General features: G+C 40.2%; 28 protein-coding genes and 1 other annotated feature. Of the genes, 21 read left to right on the forward strand and 7 right to left on the reverse strand.

All coding sequences use genetic code 11. The annotated features are described in order from the left end of the window. Positions 1-105 precede the first annotated feature (105 nt). The 14 genes from ACIQCE_RS09145 to ACIQCE_RS09210 all read left to right on the forward strand — a co-directional run bounded on the left by ACIQCE_RS09145 (position 106) and on the right by ACIQCE_RS09210 (position 13,967). Positions 106-504, forward strand: a complete 399-nt coding sequence (locus ACIQCE_RS09145; protein WP_353855199.1) for a cytidine deaminase — start codon at positions 106-108, stop codon at positions 502-504. Beyond that, a complete protein-coding gene (gene era, locus ACIQCE_RS09150; RefSeq protein ID WP_400494539.1) occupies positions 497-1,402 on the forward strand; it encodes a GTPase Era in 906 nt (301 codons plus the stop codon). Before ACIQCE_RS09145 ends, era begins: the two co-directional genes overlap by 8 nt. Before the next feature lie 148 nt (positions 1,403-1,550). Then, complete coding sequence (locus tag ACIQCE_RS09155; protein ID WP_353855201.1) at positions 1,551-1,694, forward strand: YqzL family protein; 144 nt, start codon at positions 1,551-1,553, stop codon at positions 1,692-1,694. 35 nt (positions 1,695-1,729) lie between these two features. Beyond that, positions 1,730-2,500 (forward strand): DNA repair protein RecO, encoded by a 771-nt coding sequence (gene recO, locus ACIQCE_RS09160; protein ID WP_400494540.1) that lies wholly within the window; start codon positions 1,730-1,732, stop codon positions 2,498-2,500. A gap of 38 nt (positions 2,501-2,538) precedes the next feature. Further along, positions 2,539-2,716 (forward strand) — a binding site (T-box leader). 112 nt (positions 2,717-2,828) lie between these two features. Further along, positions 2,829-3,716, forward strand: coding sequence for a glycine--tRNA ligase subunit alpha (gene glyQ, locus ACIQCE_RS09165; RefSeq protein WP_353855203.1), 888 nt, complete (start codon positions 2,829-2,831; stop codon positions 3,714-3,716). After that, complete coding sequence (glyS, locus tag ACIQCE_RS09170; RefSeq protein WP_400494541.1) at positions 3,709-5,754, forward strand: glycine--tRNA ligase subunit beta; 2,046 nt, start codon at positions 3,709-3,711, stop codon at positions 5,752-5,754. The genes glyQ and glyS overlap by 8 nt, the downstream gene beginning before the upstream one ends. A 168-nt stretch (positions 5,755-5,922) precedes the next feature. Beyond that, on the forward strand, positions 5,923-6,561 hold the full coding sequence (gene ccpN, locus ACIQCE_RS09175; RefSeq protein ID WP_353855205.1) for a transcriptional regulator CcpN: 639 nt from the start codon (positions 5,923-5,925) through the stop codon (positions 6,559-6,561). Between the two features lie 25 nt (positions 6,562-6,586). Continuing rightward, positions 6,587-7,408 carry a pyruvate, water dikinase regulatory protein gene (locus ACIQCE_RS09180; protein WP_353855206.1) on the forward strand — a complete coding sequence of 274 codons (822 nt, stop codon included), beginning with the start codon at positions 6,587-6,589 and terminating at the stop codon, positions 7,406-7,408. A gap of 261 nt (positions 7,409-7,669) precedes the next feature. Continuing rightward, complete coding sequence (locus ACIQCE_RS09185) at positions 7,670-8,170, forward strand: YaiI/YqxD family protein (RefSeq protein WP_400494543.1); 501 nt, start codon at positions 7,670-7,672, stop codon at positions 8,168-8,170. A gap of 33 nt (positions 8,171-8,203) precedes the next feature. Continuing rightward, a complete protein-coding gene (dnaG, locus tag ACIQCE_RS09190) occupies positions 8,204-10,033 on the forward strand; it encodes a DNA primase (RefSeq protein WP_400494545.1) in 1,830 nt (609 codons plus the stop codon). Positions 10,034-10,234: 201 nt separating this feature from the next. Beyond that, positions 10,235-11,356, forward strand: coding sequence for an RNA polymerase sigma factor RpoD (rpoD, locus tag ACIQCE_RS09195; protein ID WP_353855209.1), 1,122 nt, complete (start codon positions 10,235-10,237; stop codon positions 11,354-11,356). 301 nt (positions 11,357-11,657) lie between these two features. Continuing rightward, complete coding sequence (gene cccA / locus ACIQCE_RS09200; protein ID WP_400494546.1) at positions 11,658-12,017, forward strand: cytochrome c550; 360 nt, start codon at positions 11,658-11,660, stop codon at positions 12,015-12,017. A 119-nt stretch (positions 12,018-12,136) separates the two neighbouring features. Beyond that, on the forward strand, positions 12,137-12,853 hold the full coding sequence (locus ACIQCE_RS09205) for a tRNA (adenine(22)-N(1))-methyltransferase (protein WP_400494547.1): 717 nt from the start codon (positions 12,137-12,139) through the stop codon (positions 12,851-12,853). Next, a complete protein-coding gene (locus ACIQCE_RS09210; protein ID WP_400494548.1) occupies positions 12,846-13,967 on the forward strand; it encodes a Nif3-like dinuclear metal center hexameric protein in 1,122 nt (373 codons plus the stop codon). The genes ACIQCE_RS09205 and ACIQCE_RS09210 overlap by 8 nt, the downstream gene beginning before the upstream one ends. Positions 13,968-14,003: 36 nt before the next feature. Here ACIQCE_RS09210 and ACIQCE_RS09215 read toward each other — a convergent pair whose 3' ends face one another. Further along, positions 14,004-14,948, reverse strand: coding sequence for a 4-hydroxy-3-methylbut-2-enyl diphosphate reductase (locus tag ACIQCE_RS09215; RefSeq protein ID WP_400494549.1), 945 nt, complete (start codon positions 14,946-14,948; stop codon positions 14,004-14,006). A gap of 160 nt (positions 14,949-15,108) precedes the next feature. Further along, the gene (gene vrrA, locus ACIQCE_RS09220; protein ID WP_400494550.1) at positions 15,109-15,834 is read right to left on the reverse strand and encodes a VrrA/YqfQ family protein; all 726 of its coding nucleotides are present in this window, start codon (positions 15,832-15,834) and stop codon (positions 15,109-15,111) included. Between the two features lie 163 nt (positions 15,835-15,997). Here vrrA and ACIQCE_RS09225 point away from each other — a divergent pair, with 163 nt between their 5' ends. Both ACIQCE_RS09225 and ACIQCE_RS09230 read left to right on the forward strand, forming a co-directional pair. Further along, positions 15,998-17,317: a DEAD/DEAH box helicase gene (locus tag ACIQCE_RS09225; protein WP_400494551.1), complete on the forward strand. Its 1,320-nt coding sequence runs from the start codon at positions 15,998-16,000 to the stop codon at positions 17,315-17,317. Positions 17,318-17,326: 9 nt separating this feature from the next. Beyond that, complete coding sequence (locus ACIQCE_RS09230; protein ID WP_400494552.1) at positions 17,327-18,220, forward strand: deoxyribonuclease IV; 894 nt, start codon at positions 17,327-17,329, stop codon at positions 18,218-18,220. A gap of 48 nt (positions 18,221-18,268) precedes the next feature. Here the strand turns inward: ACIQCE_RS09230 and ACIQCE_RS09235 are convergent, their stop codons facing one another. Further along, positions 18,269-18,523: a DUF2624 domain-containing protein gene (locus ACIQCE_RS09235; protein WP_400494553.1), complete on the reverse strand. Its 255-nt coding sequence runs from the start codon at positions 18,521-18,523 to the stop codon at positions 18,269-18,271. 121 nt (positions 18,524-18,644) lie between these two features. Here ACIQCE_RS09235 and ACIQCE_RS09240 point away from each other — a divergent pair, with 121 nt between their 5' ends. The 4 genes from ACIQCE_RS09240 to zur all read left to right on the forward strand — a co-directional run bounded on the left by ACIQCE_RS09240 (position 18,645) and on the right by zur (position 21,705). Then, positions 18,645-19,526 (forward strand): YitT family protein, encoded by an 882-nt coding sequence (locus tag ACIQCE_RS09240; protein ID WP_353855218.1) that lies wholly within the window; start codon positions 18,645-18,647, stop codon positions 19,524-19,526. Between the two features lie 136 nt (positions 19,527-19,662). Beyond that, positions 19,663-20,439 (forward strand): metal ABC transporter ATP-binding protein, encoded by a 777-nt coding sequence (locus ACIQCE_RS09245; RefSeq protein WP_400494554.1) that lies wholly within the window; start codon positions 19,663-19,665, stop codon positions 20,437-20,439. Beyond that, entirely contained in the window at positions 20,439-21,299 is an 861-nt protein-coding gene (locus ACIQCE_RS09250) for a metal ABC transporter permease (RefSeq protein ID WP_400494555.1), read from the forward strand. The genes ACIQCE_RS09245 and ACIQCE_RS09250 overlap by 1 nt, the downstream gene beginning before the upstream one ends. Then, on the forward strand, positions 21,277-21,705 hold the full coding sequence (gene zur, locus ACIQCE_RS09255; protein ID WP_353855221.1) for a zinc uptake transcriptional repressor Zur: 429 nt from the start codon (positions 21,277-21,279) through the stop codon (positions 21,703-21,705). The genes ACIQCE_RS09250 and zur overlap by 23 nt, the downstream gene beginning before the upstream one ends. A 140-nt stretch (positions 21,706-21,845) precedes the next feature. On the opposite strand, the gene ACIQCE_RS09260 is transcribed toward zur, so the two are convergent. Beyond that, positions 21,846-22,424, reverse strand: a complete 579-nt coding sequence (locus ACIQCE_RS09260) for a 5' nucleotidase, NT5C type (protein ID WP_400494556.1) — start codon at positions 22,422-22,424, stop codon at positions 21,846-21,848. Positions 22,425-22,563: 139 nt separating this feature from the next. On the opposite strand from ACIQCE_RS09260, the gene ACIQCE_RS09265 reads away from it, so the two are divergent. Further along, positions 22,564-22,923: a cell division protein CrgA gene (locus ACIQCE_RS09265; protein WP_400494557.1), complete on the forward strand. Its 360-nt coding sequence runs from the start codon at positions 22,564-22,566 to the stop codon at positions 22,921-22,923. Positions 22,924-22,965: 42 nt separating this feature from the next. On the opposite strand, the gene ispG is transcribed toward ACIQCE_RS09265, so the two are convergent. The 3 genes from ispG to ACIQCE_RS09280 all read right to left on the reverse strand — a co-directional run bounded on the left by ispG (position 22,966) and on the right by ACIQCE_RS09280 (position 25,393). Next, entirely contained in the window at positions 22,966-24,081 is a 1,116-nt protein-coding gene (gene ispG, locus ACIQCE_RS09270) for a flavodoxin-dependent (E)-4-hydroxy-3-methylbut-2-enyl-diphosphate synthase (protein WP_353855224.1), read from the reverse strand. Between the two features lie 107 nt (positions 24,082-24,188). Continuing rightward, on the reverse strand, positions 24,189-24,491 hold the full coding sequence (locus ACIQCE_RS09275; RefSeq protein WP_400494558.1) for a LysM peptidoglycan-binding domain-containing protein: 303 nt from the start codon (positions 24,489-24,491) through the stop codon (positions 24,189-24,191). Between the two features lie 149 nt (positions 24,492-24,640). Next, positions 24,641-25,393, reverse strand: coding sequence for a DUF1189 domain-containing protein (locus ACIQCE_RS09280; protein WP_400494559.1), 753 nt, complete (start codon positions 25,391-25,393; stop codon positions 24,641-24,643). Between the last annotated feature and the right edge of the window lie 131 nt (positions 25,394-25,524).

Raw genomic sequence — 25,524 nt, forward strand, 5'->3', positions numbered from 1 at the left:
TACTATTTATTAACATTTTTAGAAATGGGCGTGAAAATGTCACATAGATTATGTAAAATATAAATGTGACAGTGGTACCATTTCTTCTGAAAGTGGGAACTAGGAATGAACAAACAAGAGTTGATTTCAGAAGCGATCAAAGCAAGAGATTTTGCATATGTACCCTATTCAAAATTTAAAGTCGGTGCAGCATTATTGTCAAATGATGGAAAAGTGTATGGCGGCTGCAACATTGAAAATGCAGCATACGGCATGTGCAATTGTGCAGAAAGAACAGCACTTTTTAAAGCCTATTCAGAAGGCATCACATCTTTTCAAATGCTTGCAGTAGTCGCTGATACAGATCGACCTGTTTCACCATGTGGCGCATGCAGACAGGTCATTTCAGAGCTATGTGCACCTGATATGCCAGTGATTTTAACAAACTTAAAAGGACAAATATATGAAACAACAGTAAACGAACTATTGCCAGGCGCATTTTCACCGGAGGATTTAAATGACTAAGGAAAGCTTCAAATCAGGATTTGTATCAATTATTGGAAGACCAAATGTGGGGAAATCGACCTTTCTTAATCGAGTGATTGGGCAAAAAATTGCCATCATGAGTGATAAGCCCCAAACAACACGAAATAAAATTCAAGGCGTACTCACAACAAACACGTCACAGACGATTTTTATCGACACACCAGGGATTCATAAACCGAAGCATAAGCTTGGGGATTTTATGATGAAGGTGGCTCAAAATACACTGAAGGAAGTCGACCTGATCTTGTTTATGATCAATGCACAGGAAGGCTATGGTAAAGGTGATGAATTCATCATTGAACGACTAAAGCAAACATCAACACCGGTGTTCCTTGTCGTCAATAAGATTGATCAAATTCACCCAGATGAGCTGTTTCTTTTAATTGATGAATACCGCACGCGTTATCCTTTTAAAGAAATTGTGCCGATTTCAGCTCTTGAAGGCAACAACATTGATACACTTCTTCAGCAGATTGAAGGTTATCTTCCAGAGGGCCCACAATTTTATCCGGCAGATCAAGTAACAGATCACCCAGAGCGGTTTATTATTTCGGAATTGATTCGTGAGAAGGTACTACATTTAACAAGAGAAGAAATTCCTCACAGTATTGCTGTTGCAATAGAATCCATCAAGCCAGATGATCATGGAATAATTCATATTGCGGCTACCATTGTCGTTGAACGAGATTCGCAAAAAGGAATCGTTATTGGTAAACGAGGCAGTTTATTAAAAGAAGTGGGACAAAAAGCACGAAGAGATATTGAAGCACTTCTAGGATCAAAAGTTTATTTGGAGCTTTGGGTAAAAGTTCAAAAAGACTGGCGCAATAAATCTACTCACTTGCGTGATTTCGGATTTAGAGAAGACGAATATTAAGAAAACGCAGCATCTATTACAAAAACTGACATGTTGCGTCTCGATTAGTAAAAATTGTTTATCATGAAATGGAGGTAGCCTGGTCAAGATAAAATTAAATATGTTGGATGTAGCGTTGCTGCTTCTAATAAAGAAAGGTGGGGTTTTTATGTTGAATTTTACATGGAACGTATTTTCACAAACAGGAAGCGTTGACACGTACCTTCTTTTCAAAGAGTTAGAAAAGGAGAACCTGGAAAGACCCGATGTACTTGAAGAAGAAATGGCACGTCTTGATTTTCCAATTTTATAAGTCTTGATCCCCTCCAATGCTCGGAGTGTAGACAAATGCTCATTAAAAGTGAAGGAATTGTCCTTAGAACAACAGATTATGGCGAAACAAACAAAATTGTCACGCTGCTTACAAGAGAACATGGGAAAATTGGCGTAATGGCAAGAGGCGCTAAAAAAACAAACAGCCGCCTGTCCGCCATAAGCCAGCCGTTTTTATACGGAACCTTCCTTATCCAATCATCAACAGGACTTGGAACGCTCCAGCAAGGTGAAATGATTGAAAGCATGCGAGCCATTCGGGAAGATTTATTTCTAACCGCTTATGCCGCATATATGGCGGAGTTACTTGATAAAGGAACAGAAGAAAAACAGCCTTACCCTTATTTGTTTGAGCTACTTCTCCAATCTTTGCGCCATCTCAATGAAGGCACAGATGCTGATATTATTTTATTTATAGTAGAAGTCAAAATGTTGTCAGTGATGGGGATGAAACCTGAACTGGATCAGTGCGTGCACTGCGGTAATAAAGAAGGGCAGTTCCATTTTTCGATTAGAGAAAACGGATTTATTTGTCAAAACTGCTTTGCCAAAGATCCTTACAAACTGCCCCTGTCCCCAGCAACTGCAAGACTTCTCCGTTTGTTTCATTATTTTGATTTATCAAGGCTTGGTCATGTTGATGTCAAACCACAAACCAAGCAGGAAATTCGTCAAGTTCTTGACCATTATTATGATGAGTATTCCGGTCTTTATTTAAAATCGAAAAAGTTCATGAACCAGATGGAAAATATGAAAAAGCTAATGGGTGACGAAAACAAAAGTTGACATCTCCCATGACTTTTTGTAAGATCATCTAAGATCAATATGTTGCATTGACAGAAAGAAGTACTTACGTATAATCCATAAAAGCGACCTTAGGACGGTGCAAGCTAAGGATGGAGGCGTAACGAAAGGCATTCTTGAGCAACGTAAAACAAAGCGGCTGGATGCTACGATTCCAGCAAATAGGGTGGAACCGCGGGAAAAACTCTCGTCCCTATGTTTGCAAGGAGCCTTGCGAGCATAGAGACGGGAGTTTTTATGTTCAAACTGAGGTTCTAGTACGCATTCACCATACATAGCGGTGGTTGCGAAAAAGATGGAGGTGCGATCATTGAATATTCAAGACATGATTCTGACTTTGCAAAAGCATTGGTCAAATGAAGGCTGCGTATTAATGCAGGCCTATGACACAGAAAAAGGTGCAGGTACGATGAGTCCATACACGTTCCTTCGAAGCATCGGACCAGAGCCGTGGAAGGTTGCTTATGTGGAGCCTTCAAGACGCCCTGCTGATGGCAGATATGGAGAGAACCCAAACAGGTTGTATCAGCATCACCAATTTCAAGTGATTATTAAGCCGTCACCAGATAACATTCAAGAGCTGTATCTTGAATCATTAAAGGCGCTTGGTATTGAACCACTGAAACATGATATTCGATTTGTTGAAGACAACTGGGAAAATCCATCTCTTGGATGTGCAGGACTTGGCTGGGAAGTATGGCTTGATGGAATGGAAATTACGCAATTTACATATTTCCAGCAAGTGGGCGGTTTAGAGTGCAAGCCTGTTTCTGTAGAAATCACTTACGGTATTGAACGCCTTGCTTCTTATATTCAAGACAAAGAAAATGTCTTTGATTTGGAATGGACAGACGGCTTTACTGTCAGAGACTTATTCTTAATGGCTGAATACGAGCATTCTGTTTATACATTTGAAACATCTAATACAGAGATGTTGTTTGATTTATTTACAACGTATGAAAAAGAAGCACATAGCCAAATGGACAAAGGTCTTGTCCACCCAGCATACGATTATGTTTTAAAATGCTCACATACATTTAACCTGCTTGATGCAAAGGGGGCCATCTCTGTAACAGAACGAACAGGGTATATTGGTAGAGTGCGCCAGTTAGCAAGAAAAGTAGCCAAAACGTATTACGAAGAAAGAGAAAAACTTGGATTCCCTATGTTAAAAGAGGAGGCGGCTTCTCATGAATAAACAAGATGTATTACTCGAAATTGGCTTAGAAGAGATGCCTGCTCGTTTCATTCCAGAGAGCACAAAGCAGCTCGGAGAGAAAGTAAAAGCTTGGTTTGTGACGCAAAATATTTCTTTTCAGGATATTGTGTTATTCAATTCACCGAGACGCCTTGCTGTGTTAGTCAAAGGCGTAGCAGAAAAACAAGAAGACATGAAAGAAGAAGCAAAAGGACCAGCTAAAAAGATTGCTCAAGACGCTGAAGGCAACTGGACAAAAGCTGCGGAAGGTTTTGCACGCGGTCAAGGAGCGTCAACTGATGATCTCTATTTTAAAGAGATCAAAGGTGTTGATTACGTCCATGTGCAAAAGTTCCAAGAAGGCCAGCAAGTAAAAACACTTCTTCCAGCCTTGGGTGATATCGCCGCTTCTTTAAGCTTTCCGAAGAACATGAGATGGGGAAGTGAAGATTTACGCTATATCCGTCCGATTAAGTGGATTGTTTGCTTATTTGGACAAGAGGTCATTCCTGTTGAAATTGCAGGTGTGAAAAGCGGCAGGGAGACAAGAGGACATCGCTTCCTTGGTACGACTGCTGTTATTGATTCACCTGCTTCTTATGAACAAACATTACGAGACCAATTTGTCATTGCAGATTCGGAGAAAAGAAAACAATTAATTACAGAGCAGCTTCAAGTTCTTTCAAAAGAAAAGGGCTGGGTGATCCCAGTTGACCCTGAGCTTTTAGAAGAAGTAAATGACCTTGTGGAATACCCAACGGTGTTATTCGGTTCCTTTGAGGAAGAGTTTCTTGCATTGCCAGAAGAAGTATTGGTAACGACAATGAAAGAGCACCAGCGCTATTTCCCTGTAAAAAATGAGCAAGGTCAATTACTGCCGCACTTTATTACAGTAAGAAACGGAAACAGTGAGGCATTAGAAAATGTCGCAAGAGGAAATGAGAAAGTACTTCGTGCACGTCTATCAGATGCGGCGTTCTTCTATAAAGAAGACGAAAAACTTGTCATTGAAGAAAATATTCAAAAGCTGGATAAGGTTGTATTTCACGAGAAGCTTGGAACCATTGGTGACAAGCTGAAGCGAGTAACAGATATTGCTACTCGCCTTGCGGCACATGTGGGTGCAGACGACGAAACAATCGCGCGCGTTGAAAGAGCAGCAAGTATTTCTAAGTTTGATCTTGTCACTCAAATGGTCTATGAGTTCCCTGAATTACAAGGAATCATGGGTGAGAAATATGCAAAAGCACTTGGCGAACATGAAGAAGTCGCAAAAAGTATGAACGAACACTATATGCCGCGTTTTGCCGGTGACAAAGCACCGTCTACTTTCATTGGAGCCATCGTTGCAATTGCGGATAAACTAGATTCTATTTGTTCATTCTTCTCAATTGGTGTGGTGCCAACAGGTTCTCAAGATCCGTATGGTTTAAGAAGGCAAGCGAGCGGTATTGTTCACATCCTGCTCGATCGTCATTGGAATATCTCATTTAAAGAGCTTTTAGCGTTTGCCCAAGTAGAGACAGAACATGAAGCAGAGCTTATTGAATTTCTGACGCAACGCTTAAAATATGTGCTTCAAGCAGAACATATCCGTCACGATATCATAGATGCAGTGCTAGATGTTGAAGATATAGAACCTTATGCAGCAGTGAAGAAGGCAGCTGTTCTTGAAGAGAGCGTGAAACAAGCGAGCTTTAAAGAAACGGCTGAAGCGCTAGGGCGCGTCATTTCAATTAGTCAAAAGGGTGAGGACGTTGAGATTCAGCCTGCACTATTTGAAAATGAGCAAGAGCAAGAGCTTTTTGAAGCCTATCAACAATTAGAGACAGCTATGAAAGGGCATATTGCAGCAGGAGATTACCAATCAGCACTTGATGCGTTAAAAACTCTGAAATCGCCGATTGTAAACTATTTTGATCACACAATGGTTCATGCAGATGATGAAAAGCTGAAGAAAAACCGCTTGGCACAGATGGTCAAACTAGCAAAAGTTATTCAATCATTTGCGAACATGAACAATTTAATTGTAAAATAAATTTCCGAAGAACGGTTGCCTTATCACCGAGGGCAATCGTTTTTTACTCATTTAATTAAAGGTTTTTGAGCGTATTTTTGTCTCAATCGGACAAAGATGCGCTATAATATGATGAGTTATGAAAATGATATACATAAAGTAAGGATCCGCTCTCTCTAATTAAAGGTGGTGAGTACAATCGAGTTAAATAAACGGCAAGAGCAGATTTTACAGATTGTCAAAGAGAATGGTCCGATCACTGGAGAGCATATCGCCGATCGGCTGAACTTAACAAGAGCTACCCTCAGACCGGATTTAGCCATTTTAACGATGTCTGGCTTTTTAGAAGCAAGACCAAGAGTCGGTTATTTTTTCACAGGAAAAACAGGCACGCAGCTTCTGGCAGATAAGCTGAAAAAACTTCAAGTGAAAGACTTTCAATCCATTCCAGTGGTGATACATGAGAATGTTTCAGTTTATGATGCGATTTGTACGATGTTTTTAGAGGATGTGGGCACATTATTCGTTGTGGACGATCACTCTATTTTAACAGGCGTTTTATCACGAAAAGACCTCCTTCGAGCAAGTATTGGTAAACAAGAGCTTCCATCTATTCCTGTTCATATTATTATGACTAGGATGCCAAACATCACCGTTTGTCGCAAGGACGATTTCATTATGGATGTGGCCAAGTACTTGATTGAGAAGCAGATAGACGCACTGCCTGTCATTAAAGACAGCGATAAAGGCTTTGAAGTCATCGGCAGAATTACAAAAACAAACATGACGAAAATACTTGTTAGCTTGTCGGAGAATGAAATTATCTAATTACAGAAGACTGCGAGGGGATGTTATGAGTAATCGCGTAATTTTTGTTGTATCAGATTCTGTAGGAGAAACAGCCGAGCTCGTGGTCAAAGCGGCACTTAGCCAATTTGATGGCGTCTCATCAGACCACTCAAATATTAGAAGAATTCCATATGTAGAGGATGTTGGTACGATTAAAGAAGTGATATCGCTGGCAAAAGCGGATAACGGTATCGTCTGTTTTACACTGGTTGTCCCAGAAATGCGTCAATTCTTAATAGAAGAAGCGGAAGCGAACGGAGTCGTCTACTATGACATTATCGGTCCGCTCATTGATAAAATGGAGACTGCATATGGAAATAAAGCGAAACATGAGCCCGGTCGTGTACGTCAATTAGATGAGGACTATTTTAAGAAGGTGGAAGCCATTGAGTTCGCTGTGAAATATGATGATGGAAGAGATCCAAGAGGGATCTTAAAGGCTGACATTGTTTTAATTGGTGTATCACGCACGTCAAAAACACCGCTATCTCAATACTTGGCGCATAAGCGGCTGAAGGTAGCAAACGTTCCGATTGTTCCTGAAGTTGATCCTCCAGAAGAATTATTTTCTGTTGATCCAAAGAAATGCATTGGCCTAAAAATTAGTCCAGACAAACTGAATCACATTCGCAAGGAACGCTTAAAATCTTTAGGTCTAAATGATCGAGCAATTTATGCGAACATTGAGCGGATTAAAGAGGAGCTGGAGTATTTTGAAAAAGTGGTTGATCGTATTAACTGTCAAGTCGTTGATGTATCGAACAAAGCAGTTGAAGAAACTGCAAATGTCATTCATCAAATGCTGACTAAAAGAGGTTCCGAATAAACTCAGGATGCTCCTCCTGGGTTTTTCCTATGGAGGGAAACGGGTAAACAAAAACAATAGCATATTTGTTGAATTTGTATTATAATAAAAAATTGTGATAAAATGATTGATTTTAGGTTTAAGTTAAGTCAAGAACGAATAAACTAATATTGGCAGAAGTCAAGTGATTCTGAACATAACTTTTCGACAAAATGAGCTTTACTGCTGAACGCTTTATAGGGGAAAAGTATGATCTTATTGCCTCTGTAAAGCAGGAATAAGGTGGAGGGATGGAGAATTAGTCACCTGAATGAACGTAAAAAAGGCAGGACGATTTATGTCGACGCAGATGCATGTCCTGTAAAAGACGAAATTCTTTCTGTCGCTTCACAATTTCAAGTACCTGTTACATTCATTGCTTCGTATGAGCATTTTCAAACGAAGAGATCGGAACTTGAAGATTGGCGGTTTGTGGATACACACAAAGAAGCAGCGGATTTAGTTATTGCGAACGCAGTTGTCGCACATGATATTGTTGTGACACAAGATATTGGTCTTGCCTCCTTATTGCTTCCAAGAGATGTCATGGTTCTGTCGGAAAGAGGACGAATGTACACAAACGAAACAATTGATTTTGATTTGGAACGCAGGCATTTTTCTAGCAAACAGCGAAGAAAAGGTGTATACGGAAAAGGTCCCAAAAAGCTTTCAGATGACGATAAAAAGCGATTTATTGCGCTACTACAAAAAATCCTGTCGAATCATGAAGGATTTTTGAATTAAAAGGCGAATAATGTACGACGGAGTGTTATTAGGATGAGCAAACGTATACCAGATGAACTTTTGGAGCAGATCCAAAAAAACGCAGACATTGTCGAAGTGATTGGAGAATACGTACAGCTTAGAAAGCAAGGTCGAAATTACTTTGGTCTTTGTCCATTCCATGGTGAAAATACTCCTTCATTCTCTGTTTCAGCAGATAAGCAAATCTTCCATTGTTTCGGCTGTGGTGCAGGAGGTAATGTATTTTCTTTCCTCAGACAAATGGAAGGCTATTCATTCATTGAAGCCGTTTCACACGTTGCTGATAAGTACCATATTGATTTGCCTGATCATGTGGCGAATGCGCAGATCAGTTCGTCTCAGTATGAAGGTGCAGCAGATCATAAAATGATTGAGGCCCATGAGCTACTTAAGAAATTTTACCACCATTTGCTGGTAAATACAAAGGAAGGTCAAAAAGCGCTCGACTATTTACGATCACGAGGCTTTACAGAAGAAACGATTGCAAAGTTTGAGATTGGATATGCGCTAGACTCCTGGGATTTCATGAGCAAATTTTTAGAAAAACGAGGGTTTGATCCGGTTGTTATGGAAAAGGCGGGTCTCTTGATCCAACGTGAGAATGGCACAGGCTTTTTTGACCGCTTTAGAGATCGTGTCATGTTTCCGATTCATGATCATCATGGTACGGTAGTGGCTTTTTCCGGCAGATCGCTTGGTGATCAACAGCCAAAGTATATGAATAGTCCTGAAACACCACTTTTTCATAAAAGTAAGCTGCTTTATCACTTTCATGACGCACGTATGCACATTAGAAAACGTGAGCGGGCTGTCCTTTTCGAAGGATTCGCAGACGTCATCTCTGCTGTCACATCCGGTGTGAGCGAAAGTGTAGCAACTATGGGAACTTCTTTAACAGAAGAGCATGTGAAGCTTCTCAGACGGAATGTGGAAGAGATCATTCTATGTTATGACTCTGATGCTGCCGGGTATGAAGCGACAATGAAAGCGTCAGGTTTGCTTGAAAAAAGAGGGTGTAAAGTCCGCGTTGCCATGGTTCCGGATGGACTTGATCCAGATGATTACATTCGTAAATATGGCGGCGAGAAATTTAGGAATGACATCATAGATAGAAGTGTGACATTAATGACTTTTAAGATGAATTATTTCCGAAGAGGAAAAAATTTATCAGACGAAGGAGACCGTCTTACTTATATGAAGCAAGCTCTCCAAGAAATAAGCCGGCTAAACGGCTCCTTGGAACAAGAGGTTTACATGAAACAGCTTGCTGGAGAGTTCTCTATCTCGCTTGACTCATTAAAGGAACAACTTGAACTGTTTAAAAAACAACAGCGACAAGAGGTCAAAAACTCGCAAGTACAAAATGGTCTTGAAAAACGACGTGCACATCTGTCAACTCAAGTAAGAAGGAAACGTCTGAAGCCGGCATATGAAAATGCAGAACGAATGCTTCTTGCTCACATGTTAAAAAGCGATGATGTGATCCGCAAAGTGCTTGACAGAGTTGGGATTGAATTTAATATAGATTCGCACAGGGCGCTTGCGACGTACATTTATGCTTTGTATGAGGAAGGCAAAGAGCCGACTCCACAGCACCTAATGAACCGGTTTGAAGATGATTTGATGAATCAGCTTCTGACGGATATATTAATGATTCAAGTTGGAGACGAACTAAGTGAAGCTGAATTAAGTGATTATGTAAAAAAAGTGTTGAATTATCGGAAATTGTCAATGATAAAGGAAAAAGAACTAGAACGTGTAGAGGCGGAGAGACAAAAAGATTTCTTCAAAGCAGCAACACTTGCAAAAGAAATTATTCAGTTGAACCGTTCGCTTAAGTAATACGTCTAATATTATGATAAGACTTACGGCTGGCAATGAATCCTTTAGGGGAGGAGCATAAGACCGCAAGCAACTTGCTTTCATCATTATTTATTTTATTCCTATTTGCTCATACTGTTCGAAAGAGAGAGAAGAACTGGTCAGAAGCAAATCGTAAGTGACTTTAGAATTCGTTGCAAGCTTTGGAAGGAGGGATCCATAATGGCTGATAAACAAGCCCACGAAACCGAAACTGAATTGACCTTTGAACAAGTGAGAGATAAACTCACTGAAACCGGTAAAAAACGGGGCGTTTTAACATACGAAGAAATTGCAGAGCGTATGGCTAGCTTTGAAATTGAATCAGACCAAATGGATGAATACTATGAATACTTAGGCGAACAGGGTGTTGAGCTCATTAGTGAAAACGAGGAGACAGATGACCCGAATATTCAGCAACTGGCTAAAGCAGAAGAAGAATTTGACCTGAATGATTTAAGCGTACCACCAGGTGTCAAAATTAATGACCCTGTCCGTATGTATTTAAAAGAAATCGGTCGCGTCAATTTGTTATCTGCAAAAGAAGAAATTGCGTATGCACAAAAAATCGAGGAAGGCGATGAAGAATCAAAAAGAAGATTAGCGGAAGCGAACCTTCGTCTTGTTGTGAGCATTGCCAAACGCTATGTCGGTCGTGGCATGTTGTTCCTTGATTTAATTCAAGAAGGAAATATGGGGCTCATGAAAGCGGTTGAGAAGTTTGATTACCGCAAAGGATACAAATTCTCAACATATGCGACTTGGTGGATTAGACAGGCGATTACACGTGCAATTGCCGATCAGGCAAGAACGATCCGTATCCCTGTGCATATGGTTGAAACCATTAATAAATTAATCCGTGTGCAAAGACAGCTTCTGCAAGATCTTGGCCGAGAACCAACGCCAGAAGAAATTGCGGAAGACATGGACTTAACTCCAGAAAAGGTAAGAGAAATTCTTAAAATTGCGCAAGAGCCTGTCTCTTTAGAAACACCAATCGGTGAAGAAGATGACTCGCATCTTGGTGATTTTATTGAAGATCAAGAGGCGACTTCTCCATCTGACCATGCTGCATATGAATTGTTAAAAGAGCAGCTTGAAGATGTATTAGACACGCTAACGGACCGTGAAGAAAATGTGCTAAGACTGCGTTTCGGACTAGATGACGGAAGAACACGCACGTTAGAAGAGGTTGGAAAGGTGTTTGGCGTGACGAGAGAACGGATTCGCCAAATTGAAGCAAAGGCTCTTCGTAAATTAAGACACCCTAGCAGAAGTAAACGACTAAAAGACTTCTTAGAATAAAAACCCGAGCGGATCTTGAAAAAGATCCGTTCTTTCTTCATTGAAATGAAAACGCTTTTTTTAATCTGATTATATTTTACTGAATAACAAATGAATTTGCAACGTTCTTGAAGAAAAGATGTATAAAAAATACATCAAAATGTGCTGGCGGCATCCTATCTCATCTAGATCATTTTTGTCTAATCTGTGAACTTGACCAAAGTTTTGTATCATAATTCATTTACTTTTTGTAAAATTAAAGTAGAATTAGAATTGTTTGCATAGTCTCAAAGGGGTTTTCACAAAGGGGAGGATGAAAGAAATGAAACGGAATCCACTTATACCATTCTTATTGATTGCCATTTTAGGAATTGGTCTCACTTTTTTCTTATCAATGAAAGGGCTTAAAGATGAACAGAAGATTGCCTCTGGGGGCGAAGAGCAAAAGCAAGAAGAGACAGCAAATGCGACGCCGGAAGAATTGTATAAGCAGAACTGCATAAGCTGCCATGGGGAAAATTATGAGGGCGGGGCAGGTCCTGCATTAAAAGGTGTTGGTGACAAGCTTGAAGTAGCGGATATCAAGAAAAAAATTCAAGAAGGTGGAAATGGAATGCCTAGTGGTCTGATTCCGAATGAAAAACTAGATGAGATGGCAGAATGGGTATCCAAAATTAAATAATCTTACACAAAAAGCTCTTTTGGATTAGAAGAGCTTTTTTCATTTGAAAACGACTTTTAAAAAGTTCATAATTTATATAAGATAGACAAGTATGCATATTAAAGAAAAGTAGTGATAGTATGAATGAAATAAATTTGTCAAAACGATTAAAACGAGTAGCAGACTTTTTACCAAAGGACGCTGTCTTTGCTGATATAGGCTCAGATCATGCCTATTTGCCATGCTATGCGATTTTACACGATAAAGCAGTGAGAGCTATCGCTGGGGAAATTACAGATGGACCACTTCAATCAGCGAAGCAGCAAGTACATAGGCTTAAATTAGATGCATTGGTCTCGGTGAGAAAAGGAAATGGCCTTGAAGTGATTGAACGAGGCGAGGTCAATGCAGTGACCATTGCGGGTATGGGCGGTGCACTGATCGCAAGCATACTCAATGAAGGAAAGCACAAGCTTTCAGGAAATGAACGTCTGATTCTTCAACCGAATATCCATGCTCACCACATCCGTTTATGGTTATATCAAGAGGGGTATGAGCTGTTAGATGAAGTCATTTTAGAAGAGGACGGCAAGGTATATGAAATTATCATCGCTGAAAAAGGCGATCAAGATAAAGCCTATCAAGGGATGTCAATTGAGGCGGGGATGCTTGTTGGTCCGTTTCTTGCAAAAGAGCAAAGTGACGTCTTCCGAAGAAAGTGGATGCAAGAGCTCCAGCATCTTGAGAAAATTGTCCGTCAAATTCAAAAGGTAGCTCCTACACAAGAAAACAAGGAGCGCCAAAAAGAGCTGAAAGCGAAAATAACGATTCTAAAGGAGGTTTTGACTGTTGGCTAAAACAGTAAACGGGCATGAAATCATCCAGCTATTTGAACAATTTTCACCAAAGGCATATGCAATAGAAGGTGATAAAATTGGGCTGCAGATTGGGACATTAAATAAACGAGTGACCAATGTCATGATTACTTTGGATGTATTAGAGAATGTGGTGGATGAAGCGATCGAACGGAAAGTGGACTTAATCATCGCACATCACCCTCCAATCTTTCGTCCATTAAAACATGTGATGACTGACGAGCCATCTGGACGTATTATTGAAAAATGCATGAAACATGATATTGCGGTGTATGTGGCCCATACGAATTTAGACGTAGCTGATGGGGGAGTCAATGACTTACTTGCAGAAGCATTGGAGCTTCAAGAAACGAAGGTGCTAGTCCCAACATTCGAAGATCAAATAAAGCAACTTGCCCTGTATGTACCAGAGGAATTTGAAGAAGCCCTTAGAACAGCTTTAGGAAATGCAGGTGCTGGTCATATTGGAAATTATAGTCATTGCGCTTTTTCAAATGAAGGGACAGGCAGTTTTCTGCCGTCAAATGATGCAACGCCATTTATCGGTGAAACGGGTAAGCTGGAATTTGTAAAAGAAGTGCGAATTGAAACCATTTTTCCAGCAAGCATTGAAAAACAAGTGATTCGAGAGATGATCAAAGCACATCCTTATGAAGAAGTGGCTTACAGCGTGCATACAACCGATCTTGCCCCAGTTCAAAAAGGCCTCGGCCGCATTGGAGTATTAAAAGAGCCAATGACACTTGGAGACTTTACACAATTTGTAAAAACAAAGCTTGATGTGAATGGGGTTCGTTTTGTTGGTGACAAGGAAGCTGTCGTCGAAAAAGTAGCTGTACTTGGCGGAGATGGGAACAAATACATTCATCAGGCCAAAAGAATGGGTGCTGACGTGTATGTAACAGGAGACCTTTATTTCCATGTGGCACATGATGCCATGATGCTTGGGCTGCATGTAGTCGATCCAGGTCATTATGCTGAAAAGATCATGAAAGAAGGAGTGAAAGCGAAGCTTCAATCGCTATGTGCAGATAAGAAATACGATGTGCAGCTCTTTGTTTCAGAATCAAATACAAACCCATTTCAATTTATGTAAACAAAAAGCGTCAGAGCCACTTGCTCTGACGTTTTCTTATTTCTTTGTTTTCACGCGAGGTAATATTTTCGAAAGAGGAACAGTATGTTCGATTTTCCAAGTTGATTCATCGTCGGGGTCATAATTTTCTAGGAAACGAATGACTTCTTTTGTAATAGGTGTTGGTGTGGAAGCACCTGCAGTAACTGCAACAGTCTTCACGCCTTCCAGCCATTCTAACTTGAGCTCACTGAGGTCACCGATTCGATAAGCTTTTGTACCTGCAATCTCCATTGATACTTGTGCCAATCGGTTTGAGTTGTTACTTTTTGGATCTCCGACAACAATGGTTAAGTCAGCTTGACCTGCTTGCTGTGAAACAGCCTCTTGCCGTACCTGCGTGGCAAGACATATTTCTTGATGGTATTCCACATGAGGATATTTCTCTTTAATAAGTTCCATCAAGTCATGGACATCCCACTGTGACATTGTCGTCTGGTTTGTAATGAGTAGCTTATCTGATGTTAAATCCAGTGCTTCAATATCGGCCTCTGTTTCAACAAGGTGTACTCTGTCAGGTGCTACCCCGACGGCTCCTTCCGGCTCAGGATGACCTTTTTTCCCTATATAAATAATATCATAGCCGTCCGCTGTTTTTTCTGAGATGAGTTTATGGGTTTTGGTCACATCTGGACAAGTCGCATCAATGGTCACAAGTCCTTTTTCTTCCGCAATTTGACGGACCTCAGGGGAAACGCCATGAGCGGTGAAAATAACAGTTCCACTTTCGACCTGCTTTAAAATTTCTAAACGGTTTGGACCGTCCAGTGTATAGATACCATCTTCCTCAAAGGCATCTGTCACATGTTTGTTGTGCACAATCATACCTAATATATAAATCGGGCGCGGCAAATTTTTATCAAGTGCGGCATTTTTAGCAATGACCATTGCATCTACGACGCCATAACAATAGCCACGCGGTGATATTTTAATAACCTTCATTTATTCATCCTCCTGTAGGGAAGTACTGCAAAAGAGAAGAACAATAGAAAAAGCCGTAAAAAACGGCTTCTCTTTCATTCTCTTCATTCCATTATAGCCAAAGTAAGCGCATATATCAAAGATTGTTCAACGCTCTGAATACTTATTCCTTAAAAGATCACTATACATATAGTTTTGGAACAGAACTTCCGGATCTTTTTTTCGGTTTGGCTTTAGGAGCGGAAGGTTTGGATGATGTGTGAGTCTCTGTTTTTGTATTTTTCACAATGATGCTCTCTGACTCTTCTTTTTCTTTTGGATCATCAAGTGAGATTGCTTCTTCTGCGTCTTCCATATCTGTTTCCTCATCCAGCACTTTTGGTTCTGTCGTCTTTTCCTCAGTATTTGTTTCTTCATCAGCACTTCCAAGTTGGCTGTATAACTTAATCATTGCAGGCAGATTTTTGACTAAAGGACCGTATTGCTGAATCATTGGCGTGAATTGCTGCGCCATTCCGAGCACTTTTTGGACATTTCCTAACATGCTAGAGATGGTGGCAGGATTTGTGAAGCTCTGGAGTCCTTGTAATCCCGCACCTCCTCCAGAGACCCCTGCACCCCCAGCACCAGGAAGAAATTTGGCGAGCATCCCTTTGATCCCAGCTCCGCCGCCAAGTGCACGGCTCTCGCCTGCCGGAACGCCGCCCATTCCTTGCAAACCTCCGCCTTGTACGGACGGAGAGCGGGGCATCATTTGCTGAAATTGGTTCCCTTGGCCCTGAAAAGGTTGTTGTTCTATAGGAGGTGGTTGCCTTCTTTGAAAAATACTGGGCTGTCCACCATTTCCAAGTTGCCGGCGTGAGGGACGATGAGGTTGAAAATCGCCCATAGGCCTTTGCCCTAACATACTTGTACCTCCCTTACTGCATTCTCTTTCTCTTCATAGGTTATGCAAGGAAGCTTCAATTGGTTTCCTGTTTCCCTTTTAAGAAAAGCTGACATGGTTTTTTTGCTGAAAATCAGCTATAATGAGGAGATGAGCAAAAGGCAGTGCCTTAAGGAGTGAAAACATGAAAGAAACGAAATTTACGACATATGAATTAAAGCCTTTTATTATAGATGCTATTCATGAACTGGGCTTTTATGAGCCAACTGATATTCAAAAAAGAATCATCCCAGCTGTTTTAAAAGGAGAAAGCGTGATTGGTCAATCACAAACTGGTACAGGTAAAACCCATGCGTATTTATTGCCACTTATTCATTCGATTGATCCAAGCAAAAAGCAGGTGCAAGTGGTCATTACCGCACCTACACGGGAATTGGCCAATCAAATTTTCAAAGAAGCACAGACGATTATGAAAAAGGCATCTCCGGAAGAAGAGATGAAAGCGAAGCTCTACATTGGTGGAACCGACAAGCAAAAGTCGATCCAAAAGCTGAAAAATCAGCCGCATTTGGTTGTCGGGACTCCTGGACGTATCGCAGATTTAATTCATGAGCAAGCACTCAATGTCTATAAAGCAACATCACTTGTGATTGATGAAGCGGATTTAATGCTGGATATGGGTTTTTTAGAAGATGTAGACCGTATTGGTGCACAAATGCCTAAAAATTTGCAAATGCTTGTATTCTCAGCAACGATTCCCGAGAAATTAAAGCCTTTTCTCAAAAAATATATGGATAACCCGAAGTATGCACATGTTGAGCCTAGGCGTATTACCGCTGAAAACATTCAGCATATTTTAGTACCGTCTAAACATCGTGATAAATTAAAATTGTTGCATGAGATTGTCACGAACGTACAGCCTTATGTAGGCATTATATTTGCCAATACAAAAGCAACGGTCGATGAAATTGCTTCATTCCTGCAGGAAAAAGGAATGAAAATTGGTGTGCTTCATGGTGGACTTACGCCGCGCGAACGTAAGAGAGTCATGAAACAGATTGAAGACTTAGAGTTCTCCTATATTGTTGCATCTGACCTCGCAGCTCGTGGGATTGATATAAAGGGTGTTAGTCATGTGATCAATTATGAGCTTCCATCTGATCTTGATTTTTATGTTCATCGTGTTGGACGAACAGCTCGTGCAGGTTCTTCAGGAATTGCGATAACCATTTATGATCTGCAAGATGAGGATGCACTAGTTCAAATTGAAAAAATGGGCGTTGTGTTTGAAAACAAAACGATCGTTCACGGAGAATGGCGAGATGCGGATGACCGTCTAAAGCGTCAAAGACGTAAAAAAGCACCAAATGAAATTGAAGAAAAAGCGAAACGTCTTGTGAAAAAACCTAAGGCTGTCAAGCCAGGGTATAAAAAGAAAATGACGCGTGAGATAGACAAAATTAAAAGACAGGAACGAAGAAAGTCAAAGCGCAATGGAAAGTAGGGGAAAACATTGTTGAAGATTGGATCACATGTATCCATGAGCGGAAAACATATGCTTCTTGCAGCGAGCCAAGAAGCGGCTTCTTATGGTTCAAATACTTTTATGATTTATACAGGTGCACCGCAAAATACACGCCGTAAAAAAATTGAAGATCTTAATATTGAAGCTGGACAAGCGCATATGAAAGAGCATGGCATGACAGATATCGTCGTTCATGCACCGTATATTATCAATATTGGGAACACAGTCAATTCAGCGACATTCGAGCTTGGAGTGGACTTCCTTCGCTCAGAAATAGAGCGTACGGAAGCACTTGGCGCAAAACAAATTGTTCTCCATCCAGGTGCGCATGTCGGAGCAGGTGCTGAAGCAGGTATTCAAAAAATCATCGAAGGGTTAAATGAAGTCATTGTCAAAGGTCAAAAGGTTCAAATCGCACTTGAAACAATGGCAGGCAAAGGCTCAGAGTGCGGGAGAAGCTTTGAAGAGCTTGCCCAAATCATCGACGGTGTGACACATAACGAAGCACTTTCTATTTGCTTTGATACGTGCCACACACATGATGCTGGTTATCCGATTGTGAGTGATTTTGATGGCGTTTTAGAAGAATTTGACCGAATCATTGGGATTGATCGCATTAAGGTTCTTCATATCAATGACAGTAAAAACATACAAGGTGCAAGAAAAGACCGTCATGAAAATATCGGTTTTGGTGAAATTGGCTTTGATGCACTGAGCTATATTGTGCATCACCCGCAGTTTCAAGACGTGCCGAAGATTCTAGAAACGCCTTATGTAGGTGAAGATAAAAAGAACAAAAAACCACCTTACAAATTCGAAATTGCAATGCTGAAAGAAAAGCAGTTTGATGAAGGGTTGCTAGAAAAAATCACGCAGCAGTAAAGAACCGTATGCAAAATGATGGGTGCCGCTAAGTGCGGCCCTTTTTTCCTAATTTGTAAATTGATTAAACAAATCATTAACGGTTTGTGCTGTCTGTTTAGAAGTAATCGCTTCCACCTGCTTAAGAAGCCGTTTGCGCTCAGCATCATTAAAAATATTCACGTTTTTCCCATTCATGAGTTTGGCGACTTCGGCAGCCTGATTCGGAGATAAGCTCACTCCATACTGTTTTGCATACCTTAACAGATCATTTGCTGTGATCTGATTTAGCCTTTGTAGCACAATTTTTTGAATTAAAATCAATGCCATTCCTCCCCTCTGTAACAATGTATGGGCGAAAACGGAAAATGTGCAAAAAATTTTATTTTACTCTGTGAAATGATAAAATAGTAAAATGAAATAATATGTGTAGAAGGGAGAACGTATGGCAAATAGTAAACAGCATAAAAGAGAATCAGTGCCTCACTTTATTTTAAGAACTTTTCTGATTCTAGTAGGAGCTGCATGTGCAGCTGTAAGCATCGAATTATTTTTAGTGCCAAACAATATTATTGATGGGGGCATCATCGGCATCTCGCTTATTTTGGATTATCTATTCACTGATAACCCATTGATTAACTTTGCGACGATTGTTGTCATTTTAAATATCCCATTTATGATATCAGGATACAAACACATTGGAAAAACTTTTCTTGTTTCTACTGTGATTGGGATTGTCAGCTTGGCCGTGATTGAATCTTCTCTTCATCATGTAGACGCATTTACAACTCAGCCAATCTTAGCGACTGTGTTTGGAGGGCTATTACTTGGATTTGGTGTTGGACTTGTGATACGTAATGGGGGTTCAATGGACGGAACAGAAATTTTAGGAATTTTACTTACGAAAAAAATTCCTTTTTCCGTCGGTGAGTTTGTCATGATCGTCAATGTGTTCATTTTTATTTGGGCGGGCTTTGTATTTGGACCAGAGCAAGCCATGTATTCTGTCATGACATATTATTTGGCAATGAAAACAATTGATGCTGTCATTCAAGGATTGGATGAAACAAAAGCTGTCATTATCGTGTCTGATCATTTTGATGAAATCTCAGATGCGATTCTTCACCGTCTTGGTAGGGGAACAACAAAGCTTAGAGGAAAAGGCGGCTATACAGATGAAGAAAAAGATGTTATCTACGCTGTTGTAACGAGGCTCGAAATTACAAAGCTAAAATCCATTGTTTTTGAAATTGATACGAATGCTTTTATTACGATTATGGATACGCATGAAACAAAAGGAGGTAAGTTCAAAACAGCTATTCATTAGCTTTTATTTTACTTTTTTCTTTTTCTTTTATATAATGAAATCTAAATATGGGCAAAGAAAATGGCAAAAGCCATTTTCTTTTTGTTGTATAAATCGTAATCATTCTTTTTATTTTGGATTAAAGGTGGAAAGATTCATGGCAAAGCCAATTATTGAAATGAAGGATGTTTCTTACTCTTATGGACAGCGAAATGTCATTGATCACATTCATTTAACAGTAGAGGAAGGAAATTTTCTTGCGCTTGTTGGACCGAATGGTTCTGGTAAAACAACCTTATTAAAATGCTTGCTTGGTCTCATTAAACCTCAAAAAGGTGAATTGAAATTATTCGGCACGCCTATCTCAAAATTTAAAGAATGGGATCAAATCGGATTTGTATCCCAAAAGGCGAATAGCTTTAATACAGGTTTTCCTGCCTCTGTGTATGAGGTGGTGGCAAGTGGTTTGACAGCGAAGATTGGCTTATTCAATCGAATGAGTAAGCAGGATAAACAGCAAGTAGAAGATGCCATTCGTTCAGTCGGCATACAAGATTTAAAGCACCAAAACATTGGTGAGCTCTCAGGCGGTCAGCAGCAGCGCACCTTTATTGCACGTGCGCTTGTCAGCCAGCCGAAGCTGCTCATTTTAGATGAGCCGACGGTTGGGGTTGATCAAAGAACAGTAGAAGGCTTCTATCAGCTTTTAGAAACTTTGAATAAAGAAAAAGGAATGTCATTAATTCTTGTTACACATGATGTTGGAACTGTTTCTGACAAAGTGACACATGTTGCCTGTTTAAACCAGCATTTGCATTTCCACGGTGATGCTGAAGCTTTCGACTCAATGGATGATCAGGCGTTATCGCAGTTTTACGGGCATGACATTCAAGTGATTCATCACGACCATCATCATCATGGGGGACATAAATAATGCTATTTCCATTTTTTCATTATGAATTTTTACAAAATGCGTTTATCGCAGGGGTGTTGATTGGTTTTATTGCTCCTTTGCTCGGTGTATTTATTGTCGTGAGAAGGCTGTCTCTGATTGCAGATGCGCTTAGTCACGTGTCACTTGCCGGTATTGCTGCGAGTCTGTTCCTTGATAAAAAATTCGGATTGCTTACAGGAGTGAGTCCGCTCTATTTAGGCATGGCGTTTTCTGTTGCCGGTTCATTATTTATTGAACGGCTTCGCTCGGTGTATAAACATTATCAGGAGCTTGCCATTCCGATTATTTTATCAGGTGGAATTGGTGTTTCCGTTATTTTTATTTCACTTGCAAATGGCTTTAATACAGATTTATTTAGTTATTTGTTCGGGAGTGTGAGTGCTGTTTCAAGGCTTGACCTATGGGTTATTGTCGGGATTTCGATTGTTGTTGTCCTTGTGGTCGTTCTTTTGTATAAAGAACTGTTTTTGCTTTCATTTGATGAAGAGCACGCAAAGGCTTCAGGTATTTCCGCAAAATGGATTCACTTTATTTTTATCCTTGTTGTAGCACTTGTCATTGCAGCGTCTATGCGTATCGTGGGGACATTGCTTGTGTCAGCGCTGATGACGCTTCCTGTCGCGGCAAGTATCCGGATTGCCAAAGGGTTTAAGCAAGCCATCTTTCTTTCTATCCTGTTCGGAGAACTGTCTGTCATGGTCGGACTAATTTTAAGTTACTATTTAGATCTTGCGCCAGGTGGAACCATTGTGATGCTGTCCATTTTGATTTTAATCGTTTGTATTAGTATTGGTAAATTCAGAAGGGGGAATCATCATGAACGTACAAGAAGCGCTTGATTTATTAAAGGAAAAAGGCTATAAATATACAAGCAAACGTGAAGATATGCTTCAATTGTTTTCTGATTCGGACAAATACTTAACAGCTAAAAATGTGTTAACCGCATTAAGTGAAGATTATCCCGGACTGAGCTTTGATACGATTTACCGAAACCTGTCTTTATATGAAGAGCTTGGTATATTGGAGACAACTGAATTGTCAGGAGAGAAACTATTCCGTTTTAAGTGTTCGTTTTCCCATCATCATCACCACTTTATCTGTCTTGCATGCGGGAAAACAAAAGAAATTGATGCCTGTCCAATGGACAAGCTTGAAGCGGAATTAGAGGATTATCATATTAGCGGACATAAATTTGAAATTTACGGAACGTGTCCCTCATGTGAACAGAAGGAAGTTCACTCCTAAAAAAGCTAGCCAACCGGCTAGCTTTTTTGATCTGTCTATTTGAAATGTTTTACACCTTTTATCGGTTTGATTAGAATGGGATGAAAATGCATGTTTGATTCCGACACATGGCTTATGTTGACCTTTATATTTGTACTGCTTTAATTGGCAGTTTGCAGTCGTTTTTCATATTGTTTGATCCACTGAGATGCTTCTTTCCAGTTATTCACACGGATGATTCGATCGTCCACTGGCATTTGGTTATACGGGGAGTTAAAGAGGATAACTGGTATATCTGCCTCTTTTGCAATCATTGTGGCATTGCCATGATGATCCTCGAAAAATACATCAATATTGTGTTTTTGAACAGCTTCCAGCTTATGATGACCGCCGACCAACTCAATGTCGTCATAATGTACCTGATTCTCTTTAAACCAAGCGTAGGTGACATCGGTTAGGTGCTGCCTTCTTGCTGTAATATAAATCAGTTTGTGCTGATTTTTCATTTGATTTAGAATGTTTTTCGCGCCGTCGGCAAGCTTTGCTTGTTGATAAATTAGAGGCTCATGCTGATCCATCCAGCCCCAAAATTCATCATTGGAAATTTTTAAAAGCTTCGTCAAATCATATTCCGTCATATCATCTAGTGTTATTGCACATTGAAACGACTGATTTAAGTAGGGGACAAAGGTGTCCTGTGCCGTCACTGTGCCATCAATATCAATTCCTAAACGTAACATGCCCACACTCCTCATATTTATACTCTTAAAGTGTAACATAATCAATTCACAATTCCAGCAAGTTTTAGCAAACATGAAACAGGCTTTTTTGCTCATACTAAAAAAGCTCCTTTCTATTAACCAAAAGGGGGAATTGATCATGGAAAGAGACGAAGATTTCAAACGGAGTGATCGTGAAATCGACACACACTTTAGTAATGATGATGGCTATTTAGAGGAAACAGCTGCTGAAATTACAGAGCCATATCAGGCATCAAGAGATCGAGAAGACAGACGAAAACGTGACCATGTAGGTGACGATTCAGGTAAGGGGATGGGCTATACAGCGCTTGCGTTAGCGATTATCTCATTATTTGTCTTGCCGGTTCTATTAGGTGTAGCGGCAATCGTCGTTGGTTATATTGCAAGAAGAAAAGGAGCACAGTCGCTTGGCGCGTGGTCAATCGGGATCGGAATAGTTTCCGTTATCCTTGGGATTTTTGTTACGCCGTTCTTCTAACAAGAACAGAAAAACGCCTGACCTTACCGTCAGGCGTTTTTGTTATGCATTTGCTTGTTTTTCTTTTTCAGCTTCCATTTTTGCGTAGTGTTCTTCAGCAATTTTGTCGATTTCTTTTTTCAGTTCTTCGACCATTGTTTCCTCTGGCACTTTACGAACAATTTGACCTTTACGGAAAAGGAGACCTTCGCCTCTAGCGCCTGCGATTCCGATATCTGCCTCACGGGCTTCACCAGGACCGTTTACAGCACAGCCTAAAACAGCTACTTTGATTGGTGCTTTAATTTTTGAGATATATTCTTCTACTTCATTTGCAATGCTAATGAGATCAATTTCAATTCTTCCACAAGTTGGGCAAGAAATGAGTGTTGCCGCATTTGAAGCAAGACCGAATGATTTCAATAACTCACGTGCAACCTTTACTTCTTCAACGGGGTCAGCACTTAATGAAATGCGAAGTGTGTTGCCAATGCCCATATTTAAAATCGCACCAAGACCTGCAGCACTTTTCACCGTTCCAGCAAATAAAGTACCTGACTCTGTAATTCCAAGATGTAAAGGATAATCAAAAGCCTTTGCCGCTTTTTCATATGCTTCAATCGCAAGGTTTACATCAGATGCTTTCATGCTGACAATGATGTCATGAAAGTCGAGATCTTCTAGAATTTTAATGTGATGTAGTGCACTTTCAACCATGCCATCTGCCGTCGGATAGCCGTATTTATCAAGAATTTTTTTCTCTAATGAGCCGGCGTTTACTCCAATACGAATGGGAATGCCTTTTTCCTTGGCTGCTTTTACAACTGCTTCAACTTTTTCTCGTCTTCCGATATTCCCAGGGTTAATCCGAATTTTGTCAGCCCCAGCTTCAATCGCTTTCAGTGCAAGCTTGTAGTCAAAATGAATATCGACAACAAGGGGAATGTTAATTTGTTTTTTTATGTCTGCAATGGCATTTGCTGCACGCTCGTCTGGACATGCCACACGAACGATTTGACAGCCAGCTTCTTCAAGGCGCTTAATCTCAGCTACTGTCGCCTCGACATCATGTGTTTTGGTCGTTGCCATACTTTGAATGACAACTTCATTATTTCCACCTATAGTTAAAGGTCCCACCTTCACGGGACGCGTTTTTGTACGATGTGTGACTTCACCCACTTGTCAATCGCTCCTTAGTGTACATGCAATTTCATTTGCAGTGTACGACGTGTTTTACATTTCATATTGTAACAGTCTCTTTGTATGAATGACAAGGAATTAACGTTTTATCTCTTATAGACCGGAAACTTATATGTACTGCCTGCCCGTATTTCGTTTGCTTTTACTCCTTTGTTCAGCTCTTCGAAATCTTCAATGACTTCATCAAGAGGCTTATTTGTATGCACGATGGATACGACTGTCTGACCTTGTTTTACAGTGACAGTTTTATATGCTTTTTTCTCAGAAGGTTGAAAAGCACTTGCAGGAACAGCAGTTGCTTCTTGATCAGGGATTGTTCCATTTTTTAAATCAAAAAAGATAATAAAGAGTACAAACAAACTAATCAGTAAAAAAATAATTCGCCGCATTTTAATCACCGCTTTTATGATTTTACTTCAAGTCTATGCATGTCCTGAAATGATAGAACCAAATAGTTGGAAAAGCTGTAGCCGATTGCTCTAGCTTGTTCTAGCAAGCCTTGTAACAGAACAAAAAAACCACCTTCTTGAAAAGTGGTTTATTTTTTAGCTGGTATTTCTTTGACGACAAGATAAAGGAAGATAAAATTAATCACCCAATTTAATAAGAATGAGTTGGCCACTGGAGTGTTTAATGCGTTCATGATTGCAAAAAAGACGGTCGTTAATGTAAGTGAATAGGCCGATAGCTTCCAAAGCATTTGAAAAGAAAGTTCCTTTTGCTGCATCCGTTTAATAAATGTGCCAAGCATGGCGAGAAAAGTCGTACTGATAAACATTAGAGCAGCAGTCGAAAGATAAAGCAGTACACAGATGACTGGAATGATGATGGCTTGATTTTGGTTCGTCACAGCTGCGAGTTCCTCTTTCGTCAATGAGCCACCAAGGAGTTGATAAGGAATATCAGTCATTTGCCCATCAATGGCAATGACAGCTTTGTCTTTTAATAAAGCGATAGCTGTTTGTTTAGTTTCGATTTCGCTTGTTTTTGTTTTTTCAGAGGGATCAAAGATGATGGTGATCCCGCTCTCTTCTTTTTCAATTGGCGTGCTTTGTCCCGCTTTGAGCTGACCCTTTTCAATTGAGAAATCAGGCAAATCCTTTTTGATCACATGCTGGAATCCAGACATGGCATTGGTGATCTCTTTACTCACATGATATCCTTGGGGAACAGCTGCGATAATAGATAGGATAAAAATGAATAAAATGGCTTTGCCGATACCGGTAAAGCGTGCTTTGGCAATATCTTTTGGTGAATAAATTCCTTTTAACAATAAACTAAATACGTTCAAACGTTTCACTTCCTACATTTTTTTCTATACCTTACATTGTATCAATGTCTACTCATCAAGTACAAGTGCGCCTTCAGTGCTGGTTAAGATAGAGGGAATGAGGCATAATGAATACAGCTGATGAAAAGGAG

It is taken from the genome of Bacillus sp. NPDC093026, assembly GCF_044754665.1.
In the GTDB taxonomy this organism is placed as follows: domain Bacteria; phylum Bacillota; class Bacilli; order Bacillales; family Bacillaceae; genus Bacillus; species Bacillus maqinnsis.

What these genes read in the sequence shown, in the direction of transcription:
- ACIQCE_RS09225 (WP_400494551.1), top strand. Translation starts at nt 15,998, where the DNA reads ATGAAAGAAACGAAATTTACGACATATGAATTAAAGCCTTTTATTATA.
- ACIQCE_RS09215 (WP_400494549.1), bottom strand. Translation starts at nt 14,948, where the DNA reads ATGAAGGTTATTAAAATATCACCGCGTGGCTATTGTTATGGCGTCGTA.
- ACIQCE_RS09250 (WP_400494555.1), top strand. Translation starts at nt 20,439, where the DNA reads ATGCTATTTCCATTTTTTCATTATGAATTTTTACAAAATGCGTTTATC.
- glyS (WP_400494541.1), top strand. Translation starts at nt 3,709, where the DNA reads ATGAATAAACAAGATGTATTACTCGAAATTGGCTTAGAAGAGATGCCT.
- rpoD (WP_353855209.1), top strand. Translation starts at nt 10,235, where the DNA reads ATGGCTGATAAACAAGCCCACGAAACCGAAACTGAATTGACCTTTGAA.
- dnaG (WP_400494545.1), top strand. Translation starts at nt 8,204, where the DNA reads ATGAGCAAACGTATACCAGATGAACTTTTGGAGCAGATCCAAAAAAAC.
- zur (WP_353855221.1), top strand. Translation starts at nt 21,277, where the DNA reads ATGAACGTACAAGAAGCGCTTGATTTATTAAAGGAAAAAGGCTATAAA.
- ACIQCE_RS09155 (WP_353855201.1), top strand. Translation starts at nt 1,551, where the DNA reads ATGTTGAATTTTACATGGAACGTATTTTCACAAACAGGAAGCGTTGAC.
- era (WP_400494539.1), top strand. Translation starts at nt 497, where the DNA reads ATGACTAAGGAAAGCTTCAAATCAGGATTTGTATCAATTATTGGAAGA.
- ACIQCE_RS09275 (WP_400494558.1), bottom strand. Translation starts at nt 24,491, where the DNA reads ATGCGGCGAATTATTTTTTTACTGATTAGTTTGTTTGTACTCTTTATT.
- cccA (WP_400494546.1), top strand. Translation starts at nt 11,658, where the DNA reads ATGAAACGGAATCCACTTATACCATTCTTATTGATTGCCATTTTAGGA.
- ACIQCE_RS09240 (WP_353855218.1), top strand. Translation starts at nt 18,645, where the DNA reads ATGGCAAATAGTAAACAGCATAAAAGAGAATCAGTGCCTCACTTTATT.
- ACIQCE_RS09245 (WP_400494554.1), top strand. Translation starts at nt 19,663, where the DNA reads ATGGCAAAGCCAATTATTGAAATGAAGGATGTTTCTTACTCTTATGGA.
- ACIQCE_RS09145 (WP_353855199.1), top strand. Translation starts at nt 106, where the DNA reads ATGAACAAACAAGAGTTGATTTCAGAAGCGATCAAAGCAAGAGATTTT.
- vrrA (WP_400494550.1), bottom strand. Translation starts at nt 15,834, where the DNA reads ATGTTAGGGCAAAGGCCTATGGGCGATTTTCAACCTCATCGTCCCTCA.
- ACIQCE_RS09260 (WP_400494556.1), bottom strand. Translation starts at nt 22,424, where the DNA reads ATGTTACGTTTAGGAATTGATATTGATGGCACAGTGACGGCACAGGAC.
- ACIQCE_RS09180 (WP_353855206.1), top strand. Translation starts at nt 6,587, where the DNA reads ATGAGTAATCGCGTAATTTTTGTTGTATCAGATTCTGTAGGAGAAACA.
- ACIQCE_RS09265 (WP_400494557.1), top strand. Translation starts at nt 22,564, where the DNA reads ATGGAAAGAGACGAAGATTTCAAACGGAGTGATCGTGAAATCGACACA.
- ACIQCE_RS09205 (WP_400494547.1), top strand. Translation starts at nt 12,137, where the DNA reads ATGAATGAAATAAATTTGTCAAAACGATTAAAACGAGTAGCAGACTTT.
- recO (WP_400494540.1), top strand. Translation starts at nt 1,730, where the DNA reads ATGCTCATTAAAAGTGAAGGAATTGTCCTTAGAACAACAGATTATGGC.